5 protein-coding genes and 2 pseudogenes are annotated in these 21,981 nt (G+C 73.6%); all 7 read left to right on the top strand.

The window, feature by feature from the left end; translation table 11 throughout:
* Window positions 1-135 precede the first annotated feature (135 nt).
* Window positions 136-1,623, top strand: coding sequence for a condensation domain-containing protein (locus F7P10_RS10045; RefSeq protein ID WP_176611389.1), 1,488 nt, complete (start codon window positions 136-138; stop codon window positions 1,621-1,623).
* A complete protein-coding gene (locus F7P10_RS10040) occupies window positions 1,547-2,632 on the top strand; it encodes an AMP-binding protein (protein ID WP_176611388.1) in 1,086 nt (361 codons plus the stop codon). Before F7P10_RS10045 ends, F7P10_RS10040 begins: the two co-directional genes overlap by 77 nt.
* On the top strand, window positions 2,629-2,862 hold the full coding sequence (locus F7P10_RS10035) for a hypothetical protein (protein WP_218040448.1): 234 nt from the start codon (window positions 2,629-2,631) through the stop codon (window positions 2,860-2,862). Before F7P10_RS10040 ends, F7P10_RS10035 begins: the two co-directional genes overlap by 4 nt.
* Entirely contained in the window at window positions 2,859-4,826 is a 1,968-nt protein-coding gene (locus F7P10_RS10030; protein ID WP_151009098.1) for a condensation domain-containing protein, read from the top strand. Before F7P10_RS10035 ends, F7P10_RS10030 begins: the two co-directional genes overlap by 4 nt.
* Window positions 4,751-6,484, top strand: a pseudogene (locus F7P10_RS10025) (amino acid adenylation domain-containing protein); the annotation flags it as partial. The gene F7P10_RS10030 and the pseudogene F7P10_RS10025, both read left to right, overlap by 76 nt.
* Before the next feature lie 41 nt (window positions 6,485-6,525).
* The gene (locus F7P10_RS44160; protein WP_151009096.1) at window positions 6,526-9,822 is read left to right on the top strand and encodes a non-ribosomal peptide synthetase; all 3,297 of its coding nucleotides are present in this window, start codon (window positions 6,526-6,528) and stop codon (window positions 9,820-9,822) included.
* Window positions 9,738-21,974 (top strand): annotated as a pseudogene (locus F7P10_RS10015) (amino acid adenylation domain-containing protein); the annotation flags it as partial. The gene F7P10_RS44160 and the pseudogene F7P10_RS10015, both read left to right, overlap by 85 nt.
* Window positions 21,975-21,981: the final 7 nt, after the last annotated feature.

Genomic DNA, 21,981 nt, shown 5'->3' with positions numbered 1-21,981 from the left:
GACGAACCGCATGGTCAGCGCTTTATGGCTCGCGCGGTTCCCAGAATGGCCATTTGGACACGCTCGTTGAAAGCGAACGGACTGATATACCGTCCGCTTCGAGTGTGCCGGATCAATTGGGCGAGAGGGAGCGCGATGACCCGTATCCGCATTGAGGACGTCTGGCCGCTGTCGCCGCTGCAGGAAGGGCTTCTCTTCCACGCAGGCCACGACGAGCGGGCGCGCGACGTCTATGTGGAGCAGCGTGTCCTGGACCTCGCCGCGCCGCTGGAGCCGGACGTGCTGCGCGCGTCCTGGCAGGCGATGCTCGACCGGCACGCGAGCCTGCGGGCGGGCTTCCGGCAGCCCGCGGGCGCACCGCGGCTCGTCCAGGTGATCGTCGCCGGGGCCGTCCTGCCCTGGAGGGAGATCGACCTGTCCGGCCGTCCTACCGCCGACGCGCGCGCGGAGGCGGAACGGCTCGCCGAGGACGAACGGGAACGCGGCTTCGACGTCGCGACGCCGCCGCTGCTGCGCCTCGTGCTGATCCGGATGAGCGGCACCCGGTACCGGCTCCTCGTCACGATGCATCACATCGTGCTGGACGGCTGGTCGCTCCCGATCCTGTTCCGGGAGGTGTCGCAGGTCTACGCGGCCGGCGGCGACGCGTCCGTCCTGCCACCCGTCGCCCCCTACCGCGACTACCTGGCCTGGCTCGAGCGCCAGGACCGGGACGCCGCCCGGGCGGCGTGGGCCGGCGCCCTCGCCGGGGTCGCCGAACCGACGCTCGTCGCGCCCGTCGCCCCGGGTACCGAGTCCGTGCCGCCGCGCCATGTCGTCGAAGCACTGGGCGCCGAGACGGCCGGCGCGCTGCGCGAGGTCGCACGGCTGCACGGACTCACGCCCAACACTCTCGTCCAGGGGGCGTGGGGACTGGCGATCGGCGCACTCACCGGGCGCCGTGACGTGGTGTTCGGTGCCACCGTCTCCGGGCGCCCCGCCGACCTCCCGGGCGTCGAGCGGATGCTCGGCCTGTTCATCAACACGCTCCCCGTGCGGGTGACCCTCGATCCGGCGCGCACCGTCCTCGACGTCCTCACCGAGGTGCAGGCCCGGCAGATCGGGCTGATGGACCACCAGCACCTCGGCCTCTCCGACATCCGGCGCGCCGCCGGACCGGGGGCGACGTTCGACACGATCCTCGTCTACGAGAACTCCTGCGCGAAGCCGAAGCCGCCCCGGACTCCCCGGAACCCGGGGCTTGAAGGTCGTCGGCGTCGACAGCGCCGACGCGGCGCACTACCCGCTCATCCTGGCCGTCCTCCCGGACGACGCCATGTCGCTGCGCCTCGACTACCGCCCGGACCTGTTCGACGGGTCCGCCGCCCGCACGATCCTGGACCGGCTCGTCCGGGTGCTGCGGCGGTTCGCCGCCGACCCGGACGCCCGGGTCGCCGAGGTCGAGGTGCTGTCGCCCGAGGAGCGGCGGCTGGTGGTGGAGGGGTGGAACGCCACGGATCGTCCGGTGCCGGACGCGTCGTTGGTGGAGTTGTTCGAGGAGTGTGTGGTGCGGGCGCCGGATGCGGTGGCGGTGGTCGCGGGCGGTGTGGTGTGGACGTATGGGGAGTTGAACGCTCGCGCTAATGGGGTCGCGCATGCGCTGGCCGGGAGCGGTTCGCTGGTGGGTGTGCGGATGGAGCGTTCGCCGGAGTTGGTGGCGGTGTTGCTGGGTGTGTTGAAGGCGGGTGCGGCGTATGTGCCGCTGGATGTCTCGCATCCGCAGGAGCGGCTGGCGTCGATCGTGGCGGAGGCCGGGGTGTCGGTGGTGGTCACCGGTGAGGATGTGTTCGAGCCGGTGGAGGAGAACCCGCGTGTTCACATTCGGGCGGAGGATCTGGCGTATGTGATGTACACGTCGGGTTCGACGGGTGTGCCGAAGGGTGTGGCGGTCACGCACGGGAACGTGGTGGCGTTCTGCCTCGATTCGGCGTGGCGGGACGAGGTCGTCGAATCCGTCCTGGTGCAGGCCAACCACGCGTTCGATGCGTCCACGTTCGAGATCTGGACGCCGCTGCTGCGCGGCGGTCGGCTGGTGGTCGCGCCTGCGGGTGATCTGGATGCGGCCGAGCGCGGAGCGTTGATCGCCGGGCATCGGGTCACCAACGTGCATGCGACGGCGGGGTTGTTCCGGGTGCTGGCCGAGCAGTCGCCGGAGATCTTCGCGGGTGTTCGTGAGGTGTCGACGGGTGGGGATGTGGTGTCGTCCGCGGCGGTGCAAGCCCTGCTGCGAACCCACCCGGGGCTGGTGGTGCGGACGACTTATGGCCCGACCGAGGCGACCGCGTTCGCGACGCAGATTCCCTTCGCGGCGGGTGACGATGTTCCGGCGACGTTGCCGATCGGGGTTCCGATGGACAACACCCGCGCCTACGTGCTGGACGAGTTCTTACGCCCGGTCGCTCCCGGCGTGGTGGGTGAGTTGTACCTCGCGGGCCATGGTCTGGCGCGCGGGTATGCGTCGCGTCCGGCGTTGACGGTGAGCGGTTCGTCGCGGACCCCTTCGTCGCGGGCCGGATGTATCGCACTGGTGACCTGGCCCGCTGGAGTGGCGAGGGTGTCCTGGAGTTCGCGGGGCGCGCGGACGAGCAGGTGAAGATCCGGGGGTTCCGGATCGAGCCCGCCGAAGTCGAGGCCGTCCTTGCCGCGCATGAGGGCGTCGTCCAGGTGGCTGTGATCGCTCGGGAGGATCAGCCGGGTGTGAAGCGTCTCGTGGCCTACGTGGTCGGTGACGCGGACGGGACCGTGCTTCGGGAGTTCGCGGCCGTGCGGCTGCCCGACTACATGGTCCCGGCGGCGTTCGTTGCCCTCGATCAGATCCGGTGACGCGGAACGGCAAGCTCGACCGGGCTGCGCTGCCCGCCCCCGACCTCGCGGGACGTGCGTCCGGGCGGGGGCCCGCCACCCCGGCCGAAGAGGTCCTGTGCGGGTTGTTCGCGGAGGTGTTGGGACTCGCATCTGTGGGTGCGGAGGATTCGTTCTTCGACCTCGGCGGCGACTCGCTGCTCGCGATGCGGCTCATCGCCCGCATCCGGTCGGTGCTGGACGCCGAGGTCGGCATCCGGGATCTGTTCGGTGCCCCGACGGTCGCGGAGATGGCTCGGGCGGTGCGGGAGGAGCAGGGCGGGAAGCGCACGGCGCTGGTGGCGCGGGAGCGCCCGGCGGTGGTGCCGCTGTCGTTCGCGCAGCGGCGGATGTGGTTCCTGAACCGGCTGGAGGAAGCCGGTGCGGGCGCGGGTTACACCGTGCCGCTGGCATTGCGGTTGGCGGGTGAGGTGGACGTCCCGGCGTTGCAGGCGGCCCTCGGCGACGTGGCGGACCGGCACGAGAGCCTGCGCACGGTCTTCCCGGATGCCGACGGCGAGCCCCGCCAGGAGATCCTTGCGGGCGCGCCGGGGCGTCCCCGTCTCGTCGTGTCGGAGGTCGGCGAGGCCGGACTGGCCGGGGCGCAGCCGGGGGAGATGTCGCGCGGGTTCGACCTGGCGCGGGAGCTGCCGTGGCGGGCGCGGCTGCTGACGGTGGCGCCGGACGAGTCGGTGCTGGTGGTGGTGGCGCACCACATCGCGGTGGACGGCTGGTCGATGGGGCTCATCACCCGTGACCTGGGGGTCGCGTACGGGGCGCGCGTCCGGGGCGAGGCGCCGGGGTGGGCGCCGATGCCGGTCCAGTACGCCGACTACGCGCTGTGGCAGCGCGAGGTGCTCGGCGACCCGGACGACCCGGGCAGCGTGGTCTCCGCTCAGCTCGCGCACTGGCGCGACGCCCTCCGGGGGATGCCGGACGAGCTGGTGTTGCCGCTCGACCGGCCCCGGACCGCTGCCGCGTCCTTCCGCGCCGGCGTGGCCCCGGTGCAGGTCGACGCGGGTGTGCACGCGCGCCTGGTGGAGGTGGCGCAGCGAGGCGGCGTCACGATGTTCATGGTGGCGCAGGCCGCGCTCGCGGTCCTGCTGTCGCGGATGGGCACGGGGACGGACGTCCCGCTCGGCACCCCGGTGGCAGGGCGCGGCGATGCCGCCATGGAGGACATGGTCGGTTTCTTCCTGAACACGCTGGTGCTGCGGACGGACGTGAGCGGCGACCCGACGTTCGCCGAGCTGCTGGCCCGCGTCCGGGAGACGGACCTGGCGGCGTTCGCGCACCAGGACGTCCCGTTCGAGCGGCTGGTCGAGGACCTGAACCCGGCGCGGTCGCTGGCGCGGCACCCGCTGTTCCAGGTGGCCCTCACTCTCCAGAACGTGCCCGAGGCCGGGGTTCTGGTGGAACTGGCGGGGCTGGACGTGCGACCGTTCGCCGCGCCGACCGAGGCGATGGCGGCGCGATTCGACCTGTCACTCGCGCTGACCGAGCACCGGGACGATGACGGCGTCCCCGCCGGTATCAGCGGGCAGTTCGAGTTCGCCGCCGACCTGTTCGACGAGTCGACGGTACGTGCGCTGTCCGATCGGCTGGTACGGCTGCTGGAGCAGGTCGCGGCCGACCCTCGCGCGCGCGTCCGGGACCTCGAACTGCTGTCGCCCGAGGAGTGGCGACGGGTGGTTCGCGATTGGAACGACACGTCTCGTCCGGTGGCGGACGCGTCCTGGTGGAGTTGTTCGAGGAGCGGGTGGTGCGGGCGCCGGATGCGGTGGCGGTGGTCGCGGACGGTGTGGTGTGGACGTAATGGGGAGTTGAACGCTCGTGCGAACGGTGTGGCGCGTGGCCTGGGTCGGCGGGTGTGGTGCGTGGGTCGTTGGTGGGTGTGCGGATGGAGCGGTCGCCGGAGTTGGTGGCGGTGTTGCTGGGTGTGTTGAAGGCGGGTGCGGCGTATGTGCCGCTGGATGTCTCGCATCCGCAGGAGCGGATCGCCGCGGTGATGGCGGAGGCGGGGGTGTCGGTGGTGGTCACCGGTGAGGATGTGTTCGAGCCGGTGGAGGAGAACCCGCGTGTTCACATTCGGGCGGAGGATCTGGCGTATGTGATGTACACGTCGGGTTCGACGGGTGTGCCGAAGGGTGTGGCGGTCACGCACGGGAACGTCGCGGCGTTCTGCCTCGACACCGCCTGGCGGGAAGAGGTCGTGGAGAGCGTTCTGGTGCAGGCCAATCATGCGTTCGATGCGTCGACGTATGAGATCTGGACGCCGTTGCTGCGTGGTGGTCGGCTGGTGGTCGCGCCTGCGGGCGACCTCGACGCGGCCGAGCGCGGAGCGTTGATCGCTGGGCATCGGGTGACGAACGTGCATGCGACGGCGGGGTTGTTCCGGGTGTTGGCCGAGCAGTCGCCGGAGATCTTCGCGGGTGTTCGTGAGGTTTCGACGGGTGGGGACGTGGTGTCGTCCGCGGCGGTGCAAGCCCTGCTGGCGGCGCATCCGGATCTGGTGGTCCGTTCGACGTACGGGCCGACCGAGACGACGGGTTTCGCCACGCACGTGCGGTTCTCCGGCGGCGACGATGTTCCGGCGGTCGTTCCGATCGGTGTCCCGCTCGACAACACGCGGACGTTCGTGTTGGACGGGTTTCTGCGTCCGGTGGCGCCGGGTGTGGTGGGTGAGTTGTACATCGCGGGTGCTGGGTTGGCGCGTGGGTATGCGGGGCGTGCGGTGTTGACGGCGGAGCGGTTCGTGGCGTGCCCGTTCACCGGGCCGGACGGTTCCGGCGGGCGGATGTACCGGACGGGGGATTTGGCCCGCTGGACGAATGACGGGCGGCTGGTGTTCGAGGGGCGTGCCGACGAGCAGGTCAAGATCCGGGGGTTCCGGATCGAGCCCGCCGAAGTCGAAGCCGTCCTCGCAGCGCACGAGGACGTGACCCAGGTGGCTGTGATCGCTCGCGAGGATCAGCCGGGCGTGAAGCACCTGGTGGCCTACGTGGTCGGTGCGGCCGACGGGACCGTGCTTCGGGAGTTCGCGGCCGTGCGGCTGCCCGACTACATGGTTCCGGCGGCGTTCGTGTCCCTTGAGAGCGTCCCCGTGACGGTGAACGGGAAGGTCGACCGAGCGGCACTGCCCGCGCCGGACTTCGCGGACGGAGTCTCGGGACGGGGGCCGCGGACGCCCGCCGAGGAGGTCCTGTGCGGTCTGTTCGCCGACGTCCTCGGCCTGGAGCGGGTCGGCGTGGAGGACTCGTTCTTCGCGCTGGGCGGCGACTCGCTGCTGGCCATGCGGCTCATCGCCCGGATCCGGTCGGCACTGGCCGTCGAGGTCGGCATCCGTGACCTGTTCACCTCGCCGACCGTCGCGGGCCTGGCGAGGGCCGGTGGCGAAGCGCGCCCGCCGCTGACGGCCCGGGAGCGCCCGGACGAGGTGCCGCTGTCGTCCGCGCAGCAGCGCATGTGGTTCCTGAACCGGCTGGAGGACGCTGGCGCGGGTGCGGGCTACAACGTGCCGGTGGTCCTGCGGCTGTCGGGTGAAGTGGACGTCGCCGCGCTGGAGGCGGCGCTCGGAGACGTCGCGGACCGGCACGAGAGCCTGCGCACGATCTACCCGACGCCGGCGGGCGCCCCCGGCAGCGGGTGCTGGACGGTGCGCGGGGTCGCCCCGCCCTGGTCGTCGACGAGATCGGCGGGGCGGCCGTGGGGGCCGCGGTCGCCGTCGAGATCCGGTGCGGGTTCGACCTGTCCCGTGAACTGCCGTGGCGGGCGCGGCTGCTGACCGTGTCGCCGGACGAGTCGGTCCTCGCGGTGGTGGCGCACCACATTGCGGTGGACGGCTGGTCCGTGGGCGTCCTCACGCGTGATCTGGGCGTGGCCTACGAGGCGCGCCGCCGGGGCGCGGCGCCGGGCTGGGAGCCGCTGCCCGTCCAGTACGCCGACTACGCGCTGTGGCAGCACGACGTCCTCGGTGAGCTGGAGGATTCCGGAAGCGTCCTCGCCGACCAGTTGCACTACTGGCGCGCCGCGCTCGCCGGGCTCCCCGAGGAGCTCGCCCTGCCGGTCGACCGGCACCGTCCGCAGGACTCCTCGTTCCGGGCCGGCGTGGTGCCGATCCGGGCGGACGCCGAGATGCATGCCCGGCTCGCGGAGGTCGCGCAGCGGCACGGCGTCACGATGTTCATGGTGGCGCAGGCCGCGCTCGCGGTGCTGCTGACCCGGCTCGGCGCGGGCGGCGACATCCCCCTCGGCACGGCCGTCGCGGGCCGCGATGACGCCGCCGTCGAAGACCTGGTGGGCTTCTTCCTGAACACGCTGGTGCTGCGGACGGACGTGAGCGGCGACCCGACGTTCGCCGAGCTGCTGGCCCGCGTCCGGGAGACGGACCTGGCGGCGTTCGCGCACCAGGACGTCCCGTTCGAGCGGCTGGTCGAGGATCTGAACCCGGCGCGGTCGCTGGCGCGGCATCCGCTGTTCCAGGTCATCCTCGCGGTGCAGAACGCGGCCGAACCCGGGGACGAATGGGACCTTCCCGGCCTGCGTGCGGTGCCGCTGCCTCCGGAGGACGCGGCGGTGGCGCGGTTCGACCTTTCGGTGACGCTCACCGAGCACCGCCGCGAGGACGGGACCCCGACCGGGCTCGGTGGAGAGATCCAGTACGCGGCCGATCTGTTCGACGGGTCGACGGTTCGTGCGCTGTCGGGTCGGCTGGTGCGGGTGCTGGAGCAGGTGTCGGCCGATCCGGATGTTCGGGTCGGGGATGTCGAGGTGCTGTCGCCCGAGGAGCGGCGGCTGGTGGTGGAGGGGTGGAACGACACGTCTCGTCCGGTGGCGGGTGTGTCGTTGGTGGAGTTGCTGGAGGAGCGGGTGGCGGGGGCGCCGGATGCGGTGGCGGTGGTCGCGGGCGGTGTGTCGTGGACGTATGGGGAGTTGAACGCTCGCGCGAACGGTGTGGCGTGTGCCCTGGTCGGTCGGGGTGTGGTGCGTGGGTCGTTGGTGGGTGTGCGGATGGAGCGGTCGGCTGGGTTGGTGGCGGTGTTGCTGGGTGTGTTGAAGGCGGGTGCGGCGTATGTGCCGCTGGATGTCTCGCATCCGCAGGAGCGGATCGCGGCGGTGATGGCCGAGGCGGGGGTGTCGGTGGTGGTCACCGGTGAGGATGTGTTCGAGCCGGTGGAGGAGAACCCGCGTGTTCACAATCGGGCGGAGGATCTGGCGTATGTGATGTATACGTCGGGTTCGACGGGTGTGCCGAAGGGTGTGGCGGTCACGCACGGGAACGTGGTGGCGTTCTGCCTCGATTCGGCGTGGCGGGACGAGGTCGTCGAATCCGTCCTGGTGCAGGCCAACCACGCGTTCGATGCGTCGACGTATGAGATCTGGACGCCGTTGCTGCGTGGTGGTCGGCTGGTGGTCGCGCCTGCGGGCGACCTCGACGCGGCCGAGCGCGGAGCGTTGATCGCCGAGCACCGGGTGACGCATGTGGTGGCGCCGTCCGGTCTGTTCCGGGTGCTGGCCGAGCAGTCGCCGGAGATCTTCGCCGGTGTTCGCGAGGTGCTGACGGGCGGCGACGTGGTGTCGCCGACAGCCGTCCGAACGCTGCTGGAGGCGCATCCGGATCTGGTGGTCCGTTCGACGTACGGGCCGACCGAGACGACGGGTTTCGCCACGCACGTGCGGTTCTCCGGCGGCGACGATGTTCCGGCGGTCGTTCCGATCGGTGTCCCGCTCGACAACACGCGGACGTTCGTGTTGGACGGGTTTCTGCGTCCGGTGGCGCCGGGTGTGGTGGGTGAGTTGTACATCGCGGGTGCTGGGTTGGCGCGTGGGTATGCGGGGCGTGCGGTCTTGACGGCGGAGCGGTTCGTGGCGTGCCCGTTCACCGGGCCGGACGGTTCCGGCGGGCGGATGTACCGGACGGGGGATTTGGCCCGCTGGACGAATGACGGGCGGCTGGTGTTCGAGGGGCGTGCCGACGAGCAGGTCAAGATCCGGGGGTTCCGGATCGAGCCCGCCGAAGTCGAAGCCGTCCTCGCAGCGCACGAGGACGTTGGTCAGGCGGCGGTGGTGGCCCGCGAGGACCGGCCGGGTGTGAAGCACCTGGTGGCCTACATCGTCGGCGACGCCGATGAGGGGGAACTGCGGGAGTTCGCGGCCGTCAAGCTGCCAGATCACATGGTTCCCGCCGCGTTCGTGCGGCTGGACGCCCTGCCCGTCACGGTGAACGGGAAGCTCGACCGGGCCGCACTGCCCGCCCCGGACTTCGCGGGCCCGAACTCGGGGCGGGGACCCGCCACACCGACCGAAGAAGTCCTGTGCGGGCTGTTCGCCGAGGTCGTCGGGCTCGAGTCGGTCGGGGCGGAGGACTCGTTCTTCGCGCTCGGCGGCGACTCGCTGCTGGCGATGCGGCTCATCGCCCGCATCCGGTCGGTGCTGGACGCCGAGGTGAGCATCCGCGACCTGTTCGCGGCCCCGACCGTCGCCGCCTTGGCCCGCACCGTCGAGGACGTCGTGCCCGGAACGGGCTCGCGCGCGGCGCTGGTGGCGCGCGAGCGTCCGGTGACGATCCCGCTGTCGTACGCCCAGCAGCGGATGTGGTTCCTCAACCGGCTGGAGGAGGTCGGCGCGGGCGCGGTCTACAACGTCCCGATGAGCCTCCGGCTCTCCGGTGAGGTGGACGTGCCGGTCCTTCGGGCGGCGCTGGGCGATGTCGCGGACCGGCACGAGAACCTGCGCACGATCTTCCCCGACACCGCCGGTGTCCCCCGGCAGGAGATCCTCGAGGGGGCGGCAGGCCGTCCCGAACTGCACGTCGTCCCGGTCGGGAGCACGACCTGGAGGCGGCGGTCGCCGCCGAGATGGGGCGGGGCTTCGACCTGTCGAGCGAGCCGCCGTGGCGGGCGTGCCTGCTTGTGGTGTCACCGGTCGAGTCGGTGCTGGTGATGGTGGCGCACCACATCGCGGTGGACGGCTGGTCCATGGGCGTCGTCACCCGTGATCTGGGTGTGGCCTACGAGGCGCGCCGCCGGGGTGCGGCGCCGGGCTGGGAGCCGCTGCCCGTTCAGTACGCCGACTACGCGCTGTGGCAGCGGGAGGTGCTCGGCGACCTGGACGATCCGGGCAGCATGATCTCCGCTCAGCTCACGCACTGGCGCGACGTCCTCGGCGGGATCCCCGACGAGCTGGCCCTGCCGCTCGACCGGCCCCGGACGGCGGACGCGACGTTCCGCGCGGGAAGCGTGCCGGTGCGGGTCGGCGCCGATGTGCACGCGCGTCTGGTGGAGGTGGCGCAGGAGGGCGGCGTCACGATGTTCATGGTCGCCCAGGCCGCGCTCGCCGTCCTGCTGTCGCGGATGGGCGCGGGCACCGACATCCCGCTCGGCACCCAGATCGCCGGACGTGGCGACGACGCTCTCGAAGATCTCGCCGGGTTCTTCCTGAACACCCTGGTGCTGCGGACGGACGTGAGCGGCGACCCGACGTTCGCCGAGCTGCTGGCCCGCGTCCGGGACACGGACCTGGCGGCGTTCGCGCACCAGGACGTCCCGTTCGAGCGTCTCGTCGAGGACCTCAACCCGCCGCGCTCCCTCGCTCGGCACCCCCTCTTCCAGGTGATGGTGTCCGTCGAGAACGCCCCGCGGACGGGTGCACCGCTCGAGCTGCGGGGACTGGACGTCGACGCGTTCGCCGTCTCGGCCGAGGCGCGGACGGCCCAGTTCGACCTGGCGCTGACGCTGACCGAGCAGCGGGACGGCGGCGGCGCCCCCGCCGGCATCGGCGGGCAGCTCGAGTTCGCCGCCGACCTGTTCGACGAGGCGACCGTCGGGGCGCTGTCGGCCCGGCTGGCGCGGATTCTGGAGCAGGTCGCGGCCGACCCCGGCACGCGCGTCCGGGACCTCGAACCGCTGTCTCCGGAAGAACGGCGACAGGTTCTCCGGGAGTGGAACGACACCGGTCATCCCGTCCCGGACGGGACTCTCGTGGACATCTTCGAGGCTCAGGCGGCGCGGACGCCCGGCGCGGTGGCGATCGTCGCGGACGACGCCACGTGGACGTACGCGGAGCTGGAGGGGCGCGCGAACCGGTGGGCGCACGAGCTCATCGGGCGCGGCGTGCGGCCGGAGAGCCGGGTCGGCGTGGTGACGGAGCGGTCGGCCGAACTGCTCGCGATGCTGCTGGGCGTCCTCAAGGCGGGCGGCGCCTACCTGCCGCTGGATCCCGGCCTGCCGGCCGAGCGGGCGCTGTTCCTGCTGGCCGACGCCGAGCCCGCGCTCACGCTGGAGCCGGGCATGGCGCCGGGCGCCGGGACGCCGGACACGCGCCCCGCCGGGGTGCCGCTCCGCCCCGCGCACCCCGCCTACGTGATCTACACGTCCGGTTCGACCGGGGTTCCGAAGGGCGTGGTGATCAGCCATGCCGCGGTCGTGAACCAGCTCCTCTGGATGCAGGGCGAGTACGGTCTCGACGTCGGTGAGCGGGCGCTGCACAAGACGCCGTCCGGCTTCGACGTCTCGGTGTGGGAGCTGTTCTGGCCGCTGCTGGTGGGGGCGACCGTCGTCCCGGCGCGGCGCGACGGGCACCGCGACCCCGCATACCTGGCCGAGCTGATCGAGCGCGAACGCGTCGGTGTGGTCGAGTTCGTCCCGTCCATGCTCGCGGCGTTCCTGCGGCAGGACGGCGTGGCCGGCCGGGCGCGGACCCTGCGGCGGATCTTCTCCGGCGGCGAAGCCCTCCCGGCGGACCTCGCCGGGGAGGTGCACCGGACGCTGGGCATCCCGCTGCACAACCTCTACGGACCGACCGAGACCACGATCGGCGTCACGGCGCGCCCCGTCGAGCCCGGCGACGGCGCCGGTGGGCCGGTGCCGATCGGCCGTCCGGTGTGGAACACGCGGACCTACGTCCTGGACGGGTACCTCCGGCCGGTGGCGCCCGGCGTCGTCGGCGAGCTGTACGTCGCGGGCGTCCAGCTCGCGCGCTGCTACGCGGGACGTCCCGGCCTGACCGCCGAGCGGTTCACGGCGTGCCCGTTCGGCGCGCCGGGCGAGCGGATGTACCGGACCGGGGACCTGGCCCGCTGGACTCCCGACGGGGAGCTGGTCTTCGCGGGCCGCGCCGACGACCAGGTGAAGGTGCGGGGCGTCCGGATCGAGCCCGGCGAGGTCGAGGCCGCGCTGGCGTCGCACGAGCACGTGGACCGGGCCGTCGTCATCGCGCGCGAGGACCGCCCCGGCACGCGGCGGCTCGTCGCTTACGTCGTCGGCGCGGCGGACGAGACGTCGCTGCGGGCGCACGCGGCGGCGCGGCTGCCCGAGTCCATGCTGCCGTCGGCTTTCGTCCCGCTGGCCGAGATCCCGCTGACCGTCACCGGCAAGCTCGACCGGGCCGCGCTGCCCGCGCCCGACCTCGACGGCCGGCCCCCCGGCCGTGCACCCGCGACCCCCGCAGAGGAGGTGCTGGCCGGGCTGTTCGCCGAGGTGCTGGGTGTCGAGCGGGTCGGTGCGGACGACTCGTTCTTCGACCTCGGCGGCGACTCGCTGCTCGCGATGCGGCTCATCTCCCGCGTCCGCGCGGTGCTGGGCCTCGAGGTCGGCATCCGCGACCTGTTCACCGCCCCGACCGTCGCGGGCGTGGCGCGGCTGCGGGGGGCGGCCCGCGCCCCGCTGACCGCCCGCGAACGCCCGGACGTCGTGCCGCTGTCGTTCGCGCAGCAGCGGATGTGGTTCCTCAACCGGCTCGAGGAGGCCGGCGCCGGCGCCGCCTACAACCTGCCGCTCGTGCTCCGCCTGACCGGGGACCTGGACGCCGCCGCCCTCGAGACCGCGCTCGGCGACGTCGCCGACCGGCACGAGTCCCTGCGCACCACGTTCCCCGACGCGGACGGTGTCCCCCGGCAGCACGTCCACGAGGGCCCGGCCGCACGGCCCCGGCTGCGGGCCGCCGAGGTCGCGGAGCGCGACGTCCGGGCCGCCGTCGCGGCGGAGACGGCGCGCCGGTTCGACCTGTCCGCCGACCTGCCCTGGCGGGCCCGGCTGCTCAAGGTGTCGGCCCGCGAGGCGGTGCTGGTGCTGGTGGCGCACCACATCGTGGTGGACGGCTGGTCGATGGGCGTCCTCGTCCGGGATCTCGGCGCCGCCTACGCGGCCCGGTCGGGCGGCGAGGCCCCGGCGTGGGAGCCGCTTCCCGTCCAGTACGCCGACTACGCGCTGTGGCAGCGCGAGGTGCTCGGCGACCCCGACGATCCCCGGAGCGCGATCTCCGGGCAGCTCGGTCACTGGCGCGACGCCCTGGCCGGAGCCCCGGACGAACTCGCGCTCCCCGCGGACCGCCCGCGCCCGGGGGAGGCGTCGTTCCGCGCCGGCACCGTGCCGATCGACGTCGGCGCGGACGTCCACGCCCGTCTCACCGAGTTGGCGCGGCGGCAGGGCGTGACGATGTTCATGGTGGCGCAGACCGCGGTGGCGGTGCTGCTGTCGAAGGTCGGCGCGGGCGACGACGTTCCGGTCGGCACGGCCGTCGCGGGACGCGGGGACGCGGCGCTGGAGGACCTGGCCGGGTTCTTCGTGAACACGCTGGTGCTGCGGACGGACGTGAGCGGCGACCCGACGTTCGCCGAGCTGCTGGCCCGCGTCCGGGAGGCGGACCTGGCGGCGTACGCGCACCAGGACGTCCCGTTCGAGCGGCTCGTCGAGGACCTCAACCCGCCGCGCTCCCTTTCCCGGCACCCCCTCTTCCAGGTGATGGTGTCCCTCGAGAACGTGACCGACGCCGAGGACCCGTGGCGGCTGCCCGGCCTCCGCGTCCAGCCGGAACCTCTCGACGAGACGGCCGTGGCCCGGTTCGACCTCTCGGTCGGCCTCACCGAACGCCGCGACACCACGGGCGCCCCAGGAGGACTCGGCGGCGAGATCCAGTACGCCGTCGACCTGTTCGACGAACCGACCGTCCGGGCGCTCGCCGAACGACTGGCGCGGGTGCTGGAGCAGGTGGCCGTCGACGCCGACGCTCCCGTCTCCGGGATCGAGGTGCTGTCGTGGGAGGAGCGGCGGCTGGTGGTGGAGGGATGGAACGACACGGCTCGTCCGGTGCCGGACGCGTCCCTGGTGGAGTTGTTCGAGGAGCGGGTGGTGCGGGCGCCGGATGCGGTGGCGGTGGTCGCGGGCGGTGTGTCCTGGTCGTACGCGGAGTTGAACGCTCGCGCTAATGGGGTCGCGCATGCGCTGGCCGGGAGCGGTTCGCTGGTGGGTGTGCGGATGGAGCGTTCGCCGGAGTTGGTGGCGGTGTTGCTGGGTGTGTTGAAGGCGGGTGCGGCGTATGTGCCGCTGGATGTCTCGCATCCGCAGGAGCGGCTGGCGTCGATCGTGGCGGAGGCGGGGGTGTCGGTGGTGGTCACCGGTGAGGATGTGTTCGAGCCGGTGGAGGAGAACCCGCGTGTTCACATTCGGGCGGAGGATCTGGCGTATGTGATGTACACGTCGGGTTCGACGGGTGTGCCGAAGGGTGTGGCGGTCACGCACGGGAACGTGGTGGCGTTCTGCCTCGATTCGGCGTGGCGGGACGAGGTCGTCGAATCCGTCCTGGTGCAGGCCAATCATGCGTTCGATGCGTCGACGTTCGAGATCTGGACGCCGCTGCTGCGTGGTGGTCGGCTGGTGGTCGCGCCGTCGGGTGATCTGGATGCGGCCGAGCGGGGAGCGTTGATCGCTGGGCATCGGGTGACGAACGTGCATGCGACGGCCGGTCTGTTCCGGGTGTTGGCGGAGCAGTCGCCGGAGATCTTCGCGGGTGTTCGTGAGGTGTCGACGGGTGGGGATGTGGTGTCGTCCGCGGCCGTGCGGTGCCTGCTGGCGGCGTATCCGGGGTTGGTGGTGCGGACGACTTACGGCCCGACCGAGGCGACCGCGTTCGCGACGCATCTGGCCTTCGGGGCCGGTGACCGGGTTCCGGCGGCGGTTCCCATCGGCCGTCCGCTCGACAACACCCGCGCCTACGTGCTCGACGAGCGGCTGTCCCCGGTTCCTCCGGGCGTGGTGGGTGAGTTGTACCTCGCGGGGCGCGGTCTGGCGCGGGGGTATGCGTCCCGGTCCGCGTTGACGGGTGAGCGGTTCGTCGCGGACCCCTTCGTCCCGGGCCGCATGTACCGCACCGGTGACCTGGCCCGCTGGACCGGCGACGGTGTCCTGGAGTTCGCGGGACGCGCCGACGAGCAGGTCAAGATTCGGGGGTTCCGCATCGAACCCGCCGAGATCGAAGCCGTCCTGACCGCGCACCCCGACGTCCGCCAGGCCGTCGTCATCGCCCGCGAGGACGGCCCGGACGCCCGGCGGCTCGTCGCCTACGTGGTCGGGACCGCCGCCGGTACCGACCTTCGCGAGTTCGCCGCCGCCCGCCTGCCCGAGTACATGGTCCCGGCCGCGTTCGTCACCCTCGATCAGATCCCGGTCACCGCGAACGGCAAGCTCGACCGGGCAGCCCTCCCCGCCCCCGACTTCGCGGGCTCGACCGGGGAGCAGGGGCCGCGGACGCCCGGCGAGGAGGTCCTGTGCGGCCTGTTCGCCGACGTCCTCGGCGTGGAGCGGATCGGCGTGGAGGACTCGTTCTTCGAGCTGGGCGGCGACTCGCTGCTGGCGATGCGGCTCATCGCCCGGATCCGGTCGGTGCTGGGCGTCGAGGTGAGCATCCGCGACCTGTTCGCGTCCCCCACCGTCGCGGGGCTGGCCCGTCTGGTGGAGGACGGCCGGAGCGGCGGCTCCGCGTCGCCGCTCACCGCCCGCACCCGCCCCGACGTCGTCCCGCTGTCGTACGCGCAGCAGCGGATGTGGTTCCTCAACCGGCTGGAGGAGGCGGGTGCCGGCGCGGGCTACACGGTGCCGCTGGTGCTGCGGCTGTCCGGCGACCTGGACGTCGGCGCGCTGGAGGCGGCCCTCGGCGACGTCGCGGACCGGCACGAGAGCCTCCGCACGGTCTTCCCGGACATCGACGGTGAGCCCCGGCAGGAGATCCTCGCGGGCGCGGCCGGACGTCCGCGCCTGCTCGTGGCGGAGGTCGGCGAGGCGGAGCTGCCCGCGGCCGTGGGCGAGGAGACGACCCGCCCGTTCGATCTGGCGCGGGAGCTGCCGTGGCGGGCGCGGCTGCTGGTGGCGTCGCCGACCGAGTCGGCGCTGGTGGTGGTGGCCCATCACATCGCGGTGGACGGCTGGTCGATGGGCGTCGTCACCCGCGACCTCGCGACGGCCTACGCCGCCCGGACGCGGGCCGGACGGGCGCCCGCGTGGGAGCCGCTGCCCGTCCAGTACGCCGACTACGCGCTGTGGCAGCGCGCGGAACTCGGCGAGCTCGACGACCCCCGGAGCCTGATCTCCGCCCAGCTCGACCACTGGCGGGAGGCCCTGGCGGGCGCGCCCGCGGAGCTCGCGCTGCCGACGGACCGCCCGCGCCCCGCCGAGGCCACCTATCGGGCCGGTTCGGTGCCCGTCCGCGTGGACGCCGAGACGCACGCCGGCCTCGCCGACGTGGCCCGGCGGCAGGGCGTCACGATGTTCATGGTCGCGCAGGCCGCGCTCGCGGTCCTGCTGTCGAAGCTGGGCGCCGGTACCGATGTGCCGGTGGGGACGGTGCTGGCCGGGCGCCGTGACGCCGCGCTGGAGAACCTCGCCGGCTTCTTCGTCAACACGCTGGTGCTGCGCACCGACGTCGGCGGGAACCCGGCGCTGGACGAGCTGCTCGCCCGCGTCCGGGACACCGACCTGGCCGCGTTCGCCCACCAGGACCTGCCGTTCGAGCGGCTGGTGGAGGACCTGAATCCGGCGCGGTCATTGGCGCGGCACCCGCTGTTCCAGGTCATGCTCACGTTCCAGAACGTCCGGGGTGCGGAGGAGCCCCTGGACCTGCCCGGCCTCCGGGTCCTGCCCATGGGCCCCGAAGGCGGGGGCGTGGACGGGGACGTGGACGGGGGCGTGGACGAGCGCGAGACGGCCACGTTCGACCTCTCGTTCACCCTCGCCGAGCAGTGGGACGCGGACGGTGCCCCGGCCGGGATCGGCGGCGGCCTCCAGTACGCCGCCGACCTGTTCGACGCGTCCACCGCCCGCGCCCTGGCGCGGCGCCTGGCACGGGTGCTGGAGCAGATCGCGGCGGACCCGCGGGCACGGCTGGACGAGATCGAGGTGCTGTCGGCGCGAGAGCGGCGGCGGATCCTCTCGGAGTGGAACGACACCGGCCGCCCCGGGACGGACGGGACGCTCCCGGAGCTGTTCGAGGCGCAGGTCGAGCGGACCCCGGACGCGGTCGCGGTGGAGTCCGGGGACGTGGCGTTAAGCTACGCCGAGCTGGACGCGCGGGCGAACCGGCTGGCGCACGAGCTGATCGCGCGCGGCGTCGGGCCCGAGTGCCTGGTCGGGGTGCTGCTGGACCGGTCGGCGGACCTGCCGGCGGTGGTGCTGGCCGTGGCGAAGGCCGGTGCGGGGTGGGTGCCGATCGATCCGGGATACCCGGCGGAGCGGGTCGCGCTGGTGCTGGACGACGCGGCGCCGGCACTGGTCGTCTGCACGAACGCCACCGCGCCGCTGGTGGGCGGGCCCCCGCGCCTCGTCCTGGACGGCGCGGGCGTCGCCGCGGCGACGGCGGCGCGGCCGGCGACGGCGCCGGCGGACGCCGACCGGGTGGCGCCGCTCCGCCCGGACCATCCCGCCTACGTCGTCTACACGTCCGGTTCGACCGGGCGGCCCAAGGGCGTCGTGGTCACGCATCGCGGGGTCGGGAGCCTGGCCGGTGCGCAGATCGAACGGTTCGGGGTGGCGCCCGGGGCGCGGGTGCTGCAGTTCGCGGCGCTCGGGTTCGACGCCGCGTTCTCGGAGCTCTGCATGGCGCTGCTCTCCGGGGCGACGCTGCTGCTGGCGAGGCCGGCGGACATGCCGCCGCGCCGCGGGCTGGGCGAGGCGGCCCGCGCGCTCGGAGTGACGCACGTGACGGTGCCGCCGTCGGTGCCGGCCGGTGAGGAGGAACTGCCGGACGGCCTGGCGACGCTGGTGGTGGCGGGCGAGGCGTGCCCGCCGGAACTGGTGGAGCGGTTCGCGGGCGGGCGGCGCTTTGTGAACGCGTACGGGCCGACGGAGACGACGGTGTGCGCGGCCATGTCGTCGCCGCTGTCACCGGGCGCCGGGGGCGTGGTGCCGATCGGGCGTCCGGTGTGGAACTCGCGGGCGTTCGTCCTGGACGGGCGGCTGCGCCCGGTGGCGCCCGGGGTGGTGGGGGACCTGTACGTGGCCGGGGCGAGCCTGGCCCGCGGGTACGCGGGCCGTCCCGCCCTGACGGCCGAGCGGTTCGCGGCGTGCCCGTTCGGCCCGCCCGGGCACCGGATGTACCGGACGGGCGACCTGGCGCGGTGGACGCCCGGGGGCGACCTCGTCTTCGCGGGGCGCGCCGACGAGCAGGTGAAGATCCGCGGGTTCCGGGTCGAGCCGGGCGAGATCGAGACGGTGCTCGCGGCCTGCGAGCGGGTCCGGCGGGCCGTCGTCGTCGCCCGCGAGGACGCGGGCGTGCGGCGGCTGATCGCCTACGTCGTCGGCGACGCGGAGCAGGCCGCGCTGCGCGAGTTCACGGCCGCGCGGCTGCCGGACCACATGGTTCCGGCGGCGTTCGTGGCGGTGGACGCGATCCCGGTGACGCCGAACGGCAAGGTCGACCGTGCCGCGCTCCCGGCACCCGATTTCGGCGGGTCGCCCGCCGGGCGGGGACCGGTCACGCCGACCGAGGAAGTCCTGTGCACGGTGTTCGCGGACGTGCTGGGGGCACCCTCGGCCGGCGCGGAGGACTCGTTCTTCGAGCTGGGCGGCGACTCGCTGCTGGCGATGCGGCTCATCGCCCGGATCCGGTCGGTGCTGGGCGTCGAGGTGAGCATCCGCGACCTGTTCGCGTCCCCGACCGTCGCGGGGCTGGCTCGGCTCGTGGCGGACGGGCGGGGCGGCGGCTCCCGCGCGCCGCTGGTGGCGCGGGAACGCCCGGACGCGGTGCCGCTGTCGTACGCGCAGCAGCGCATGTGGTTCCTGAACCGGCTGGAGGAGGCCGGGGCGGGCGCGGGCTACCTCGTGCCGCTGGTGCTGCGGCTGTCGGGCGAGGTGGACGCCGCCGCGCTGGAGGCGGCCCTCGGCGATGTCGCGGATCGGCACGAGAGCCTCCGCACGGTCTTCCCCGACCGGGACGGCGTCCCGCACCAGCGGATCGTGTCGGGCGCCGGCGGGCGCCCGCCCCTGGCCGTCGAGGAGGTCGGCGAGCGGGACGTGGCGGAGGCCGCGGCCAGGGAGACGGGACGGGGGTTCGACCTGTCCCGCGACCTGCCCTGGCGGACGCGGCTGCTCGTCCTGTCGCCCACCGAATCCGTCCTGGTGATCACGGCGCACCACATCGCCGTCGACGGCGGCTCGATGGCGGTGCTGGCCCGCGACCTGCGGGCGGCGTACGCCGCCCGGCACGCCGGTGCGGCCCCCGGCTGGGAGCCGCTGCCCGTCCAGTACGCCGACTACGCGCTGTGGCAGCGCGAGGTGCTCGGCGACCCGGACGACCCCGAGAGCCTCGTCGCCGCGCAGCTCCGCTACTGGCGCGGCGCGCTCGCGGGCGCGCCAGAGGAACTGGGGCTCCCCGCGGACCGCCCGCGGCCGGGGAGGCGTCGTTCCGCGGCGGCTCGGTGCCGGTCGAGGTCGGTGCGGCCGTGCACGCCCGGCTCGTCGACCTGGCGCGGCGCAACGGCGTCACGATGTTCATGGTGGCGCAGGCCGCCGTCGCGGTGCTGCTCGGCAAGGTCGGCGCGGGCACGGACGTCCCGATCGGGACGGCGGTCGCCGGGCGCGGCGACGCCGGCCTGGAGGACCTCGCCGGGTTCTTCGTGAACACGCTGGTGCTGCGGACGGACGTGAGCGGCGACCCGACGTTCGCCGAGTTGCTCGCGCGCGTCCGGGAGACGGACCTGGCGGCGTTCGCGCACCAGGACGTCCCGTTCGAGCGGCTCGTCGAGGAGTTCAACCCGGCGCGGTCGCTGGCACGGCACCCGCTGTTCCAGGTGATGCTCAGCTTCCTGGGGGCGCCCCCGGAGCGGGAGCAGTGGGACCTGCCCGGCCTGAGCGTGTCCCCGCCTCCACCGGACGAGACCGTGACCGCCCGGTTCGACCTCTCGGTGGACCTCGCCGAGTACCGCAACGCGGAGGGCGTCCCGGCGGGGTTCGGCGGGGAGATCCAGTACGCGGCCGACCTGTTCGACGAGTCGACGGTCCGCGCCCTGTCGGAGCGGCTCGTGCGGGTGCTGGAGCAGGTCGCGGCCGACCCGGACGTCCGGGTCGCGGATGTCGACGTCCTGTCGGCCGGCGAGCGCCGGCTGGTGGTGGGCGAGTGGAACGGCACCGACCGTCCGGTGCCGGGCGGGTCGCCGGCCGAACTGTTCGAGGCCCGGGTCGAGCGGGCCCCGGACGCGGTCGCGGTCGTCGCGGACGGCGCGGCGTGGACGTACGCGGAGCTGAACGCGCGGGCGAACGGGGTGGCCCGCGGGCTCGCCCGCCGCGGCGTCGGCCGCGGGACACCGGTGGGCGTGCGGATGGAGCGGTCGGCGGAGCTGATCGCGACATTCCTGGGGGTGCTGAAGGCGGGAGCGGCGTACGTGCCGCTGGACGTCTCGCAGCCCGGGGAGCGGTCGGCGGCGATGGCGGCCGAGGCCGGGGTGACGGTCGTGCTCACGGACGGCGACGCGTTCGAGCCGGTCGAGGAGAACCCGCGCGTTCCGGTCTCACCGGAGGACCTCGCGTACGTGATGTACACGTCGGGTTCGACGGGGACGCCGAAGGGCGTGGCGGTCACGCACGCGAACGTGGCGGCGTTCGCCCTCGACACCGCCTGGCGCGACGACGTCGTCGAGCGCGTCCTCGTGCAGGCCAACCACGCGTTCGACGCCTCGACGTACGAGATCTGGGCGCCGCTGCTGCGCGGCGGGCGGCTGCTGATCGTGCCGCCGGGCGAGGCGGGCGCGGCGGAGCGCGGTGCGTTGATCGCCGAGCACCGGGCGACGCACGTGGTGGCGCCGTCCGGCCTGTTCCGGGTACTGGCGGAGCAGTCTCCGGAGATCTTCGCGGGGGTCCGCGAGGTGCTGACGGGCGGCGACGTCGTCTCCTCGGCGGCCGCCCGCACGCTCCTGGAGCACCATCCCGACCTCACCGTACGGACGACCTACGGCCCGACCGAGACGACGGGCTTCGCGACGCACCTGCCGTTCTCGTCCGGCGACGCGGTCCCGCCGTCGGTGCCGATCGGGCGGCCCCTGGACAACACCCGGATCTACGTCCTGGACGACTTCCTGCACCCGGCCGCTCCGGGCGTGGTGGGCGAGCTGTACATCGCGGGCGCCGGCGTGGCGCGCGGCTACACCGGCCGCGCCGGCCTGACCGCCGAAAGGTTCGTCGCGAACCCGTTCGGCGGCTCCGCCCGCATGTACCGGACCGGTGACCTGGCCCGCTGGACGGACGCCGGGGTGCTGGAGTTCGCGGGGCGCGCCGACGAGCAGGTGAAGATCCGCGGGTTCCGGATCGAGCCCGCGGAGGTCGAGGCCGTCCTGTCCGCGCACGACGGGGTCGAGCAGGTGGCGGTCGTCGCCCGCGAGGACCGCCCCGGCGTCGAACGGCTCGTCGCCTACGTCGTTGGCGGCCCCGACCTCGCCGGACTGCGCGCCTTCACGGCCGCCCGGCTCCCCGAGTACATGGTCCCGGCCGCGTTCGTCCCGCTGGACGCGCTCCCGGTGACCCGGAACGGCAAGCTCGACCGGGCTGCGCTGCCCGCCCCCGACCTCGCGGGACGCGCCGCGGGCCGCGCCCCCGCCAACCCGGCCGAGGAACTGCTCGCCGGCCTGTTCGCCGAGGTGCTGGGTGTCGAGCGGGTCGGTGCGGACGACTCGTTCTTCGACCTCGGCGGCGACTCGCTCCTCGCGATGCGGCTCATCGCCGGGATCCGCCGGGTGCTGGACGCCGAGATCGGGATCCGGGAACTGTTCGGAGCCCCGACCGTCGAAGGGCTGGCGCGGCTCGCGGACGAGGCGCGCGGCGCGGGCGTCCGCCCGGCCCTGACCGC

Origin of the sequence: Actinomadura sp. WMMB 499 (assembly GCF_008824145.1) — a bacterium.
Lineage (GTDB): Bacteria > Actinomycetota > Actinomycetes > Streptosporangiales > Streptosporangiaceae > Spirillospora.
The sequence above is the reverse complement of the archived record's forward strand: the minus strand, read 5'-3'. Positions and strand labels throughout refer to the sequence as shown.

What these genes read in the sequence shown, in the direction of transcription:
- F7P10_RS10045 (WP_176611389.1), top strand. Translation starts at nt 136, where the DNA reads ATGACCCGTATCCGCATTGAGGACGTCTGGCCGCTGTCGCCGCTGCAG.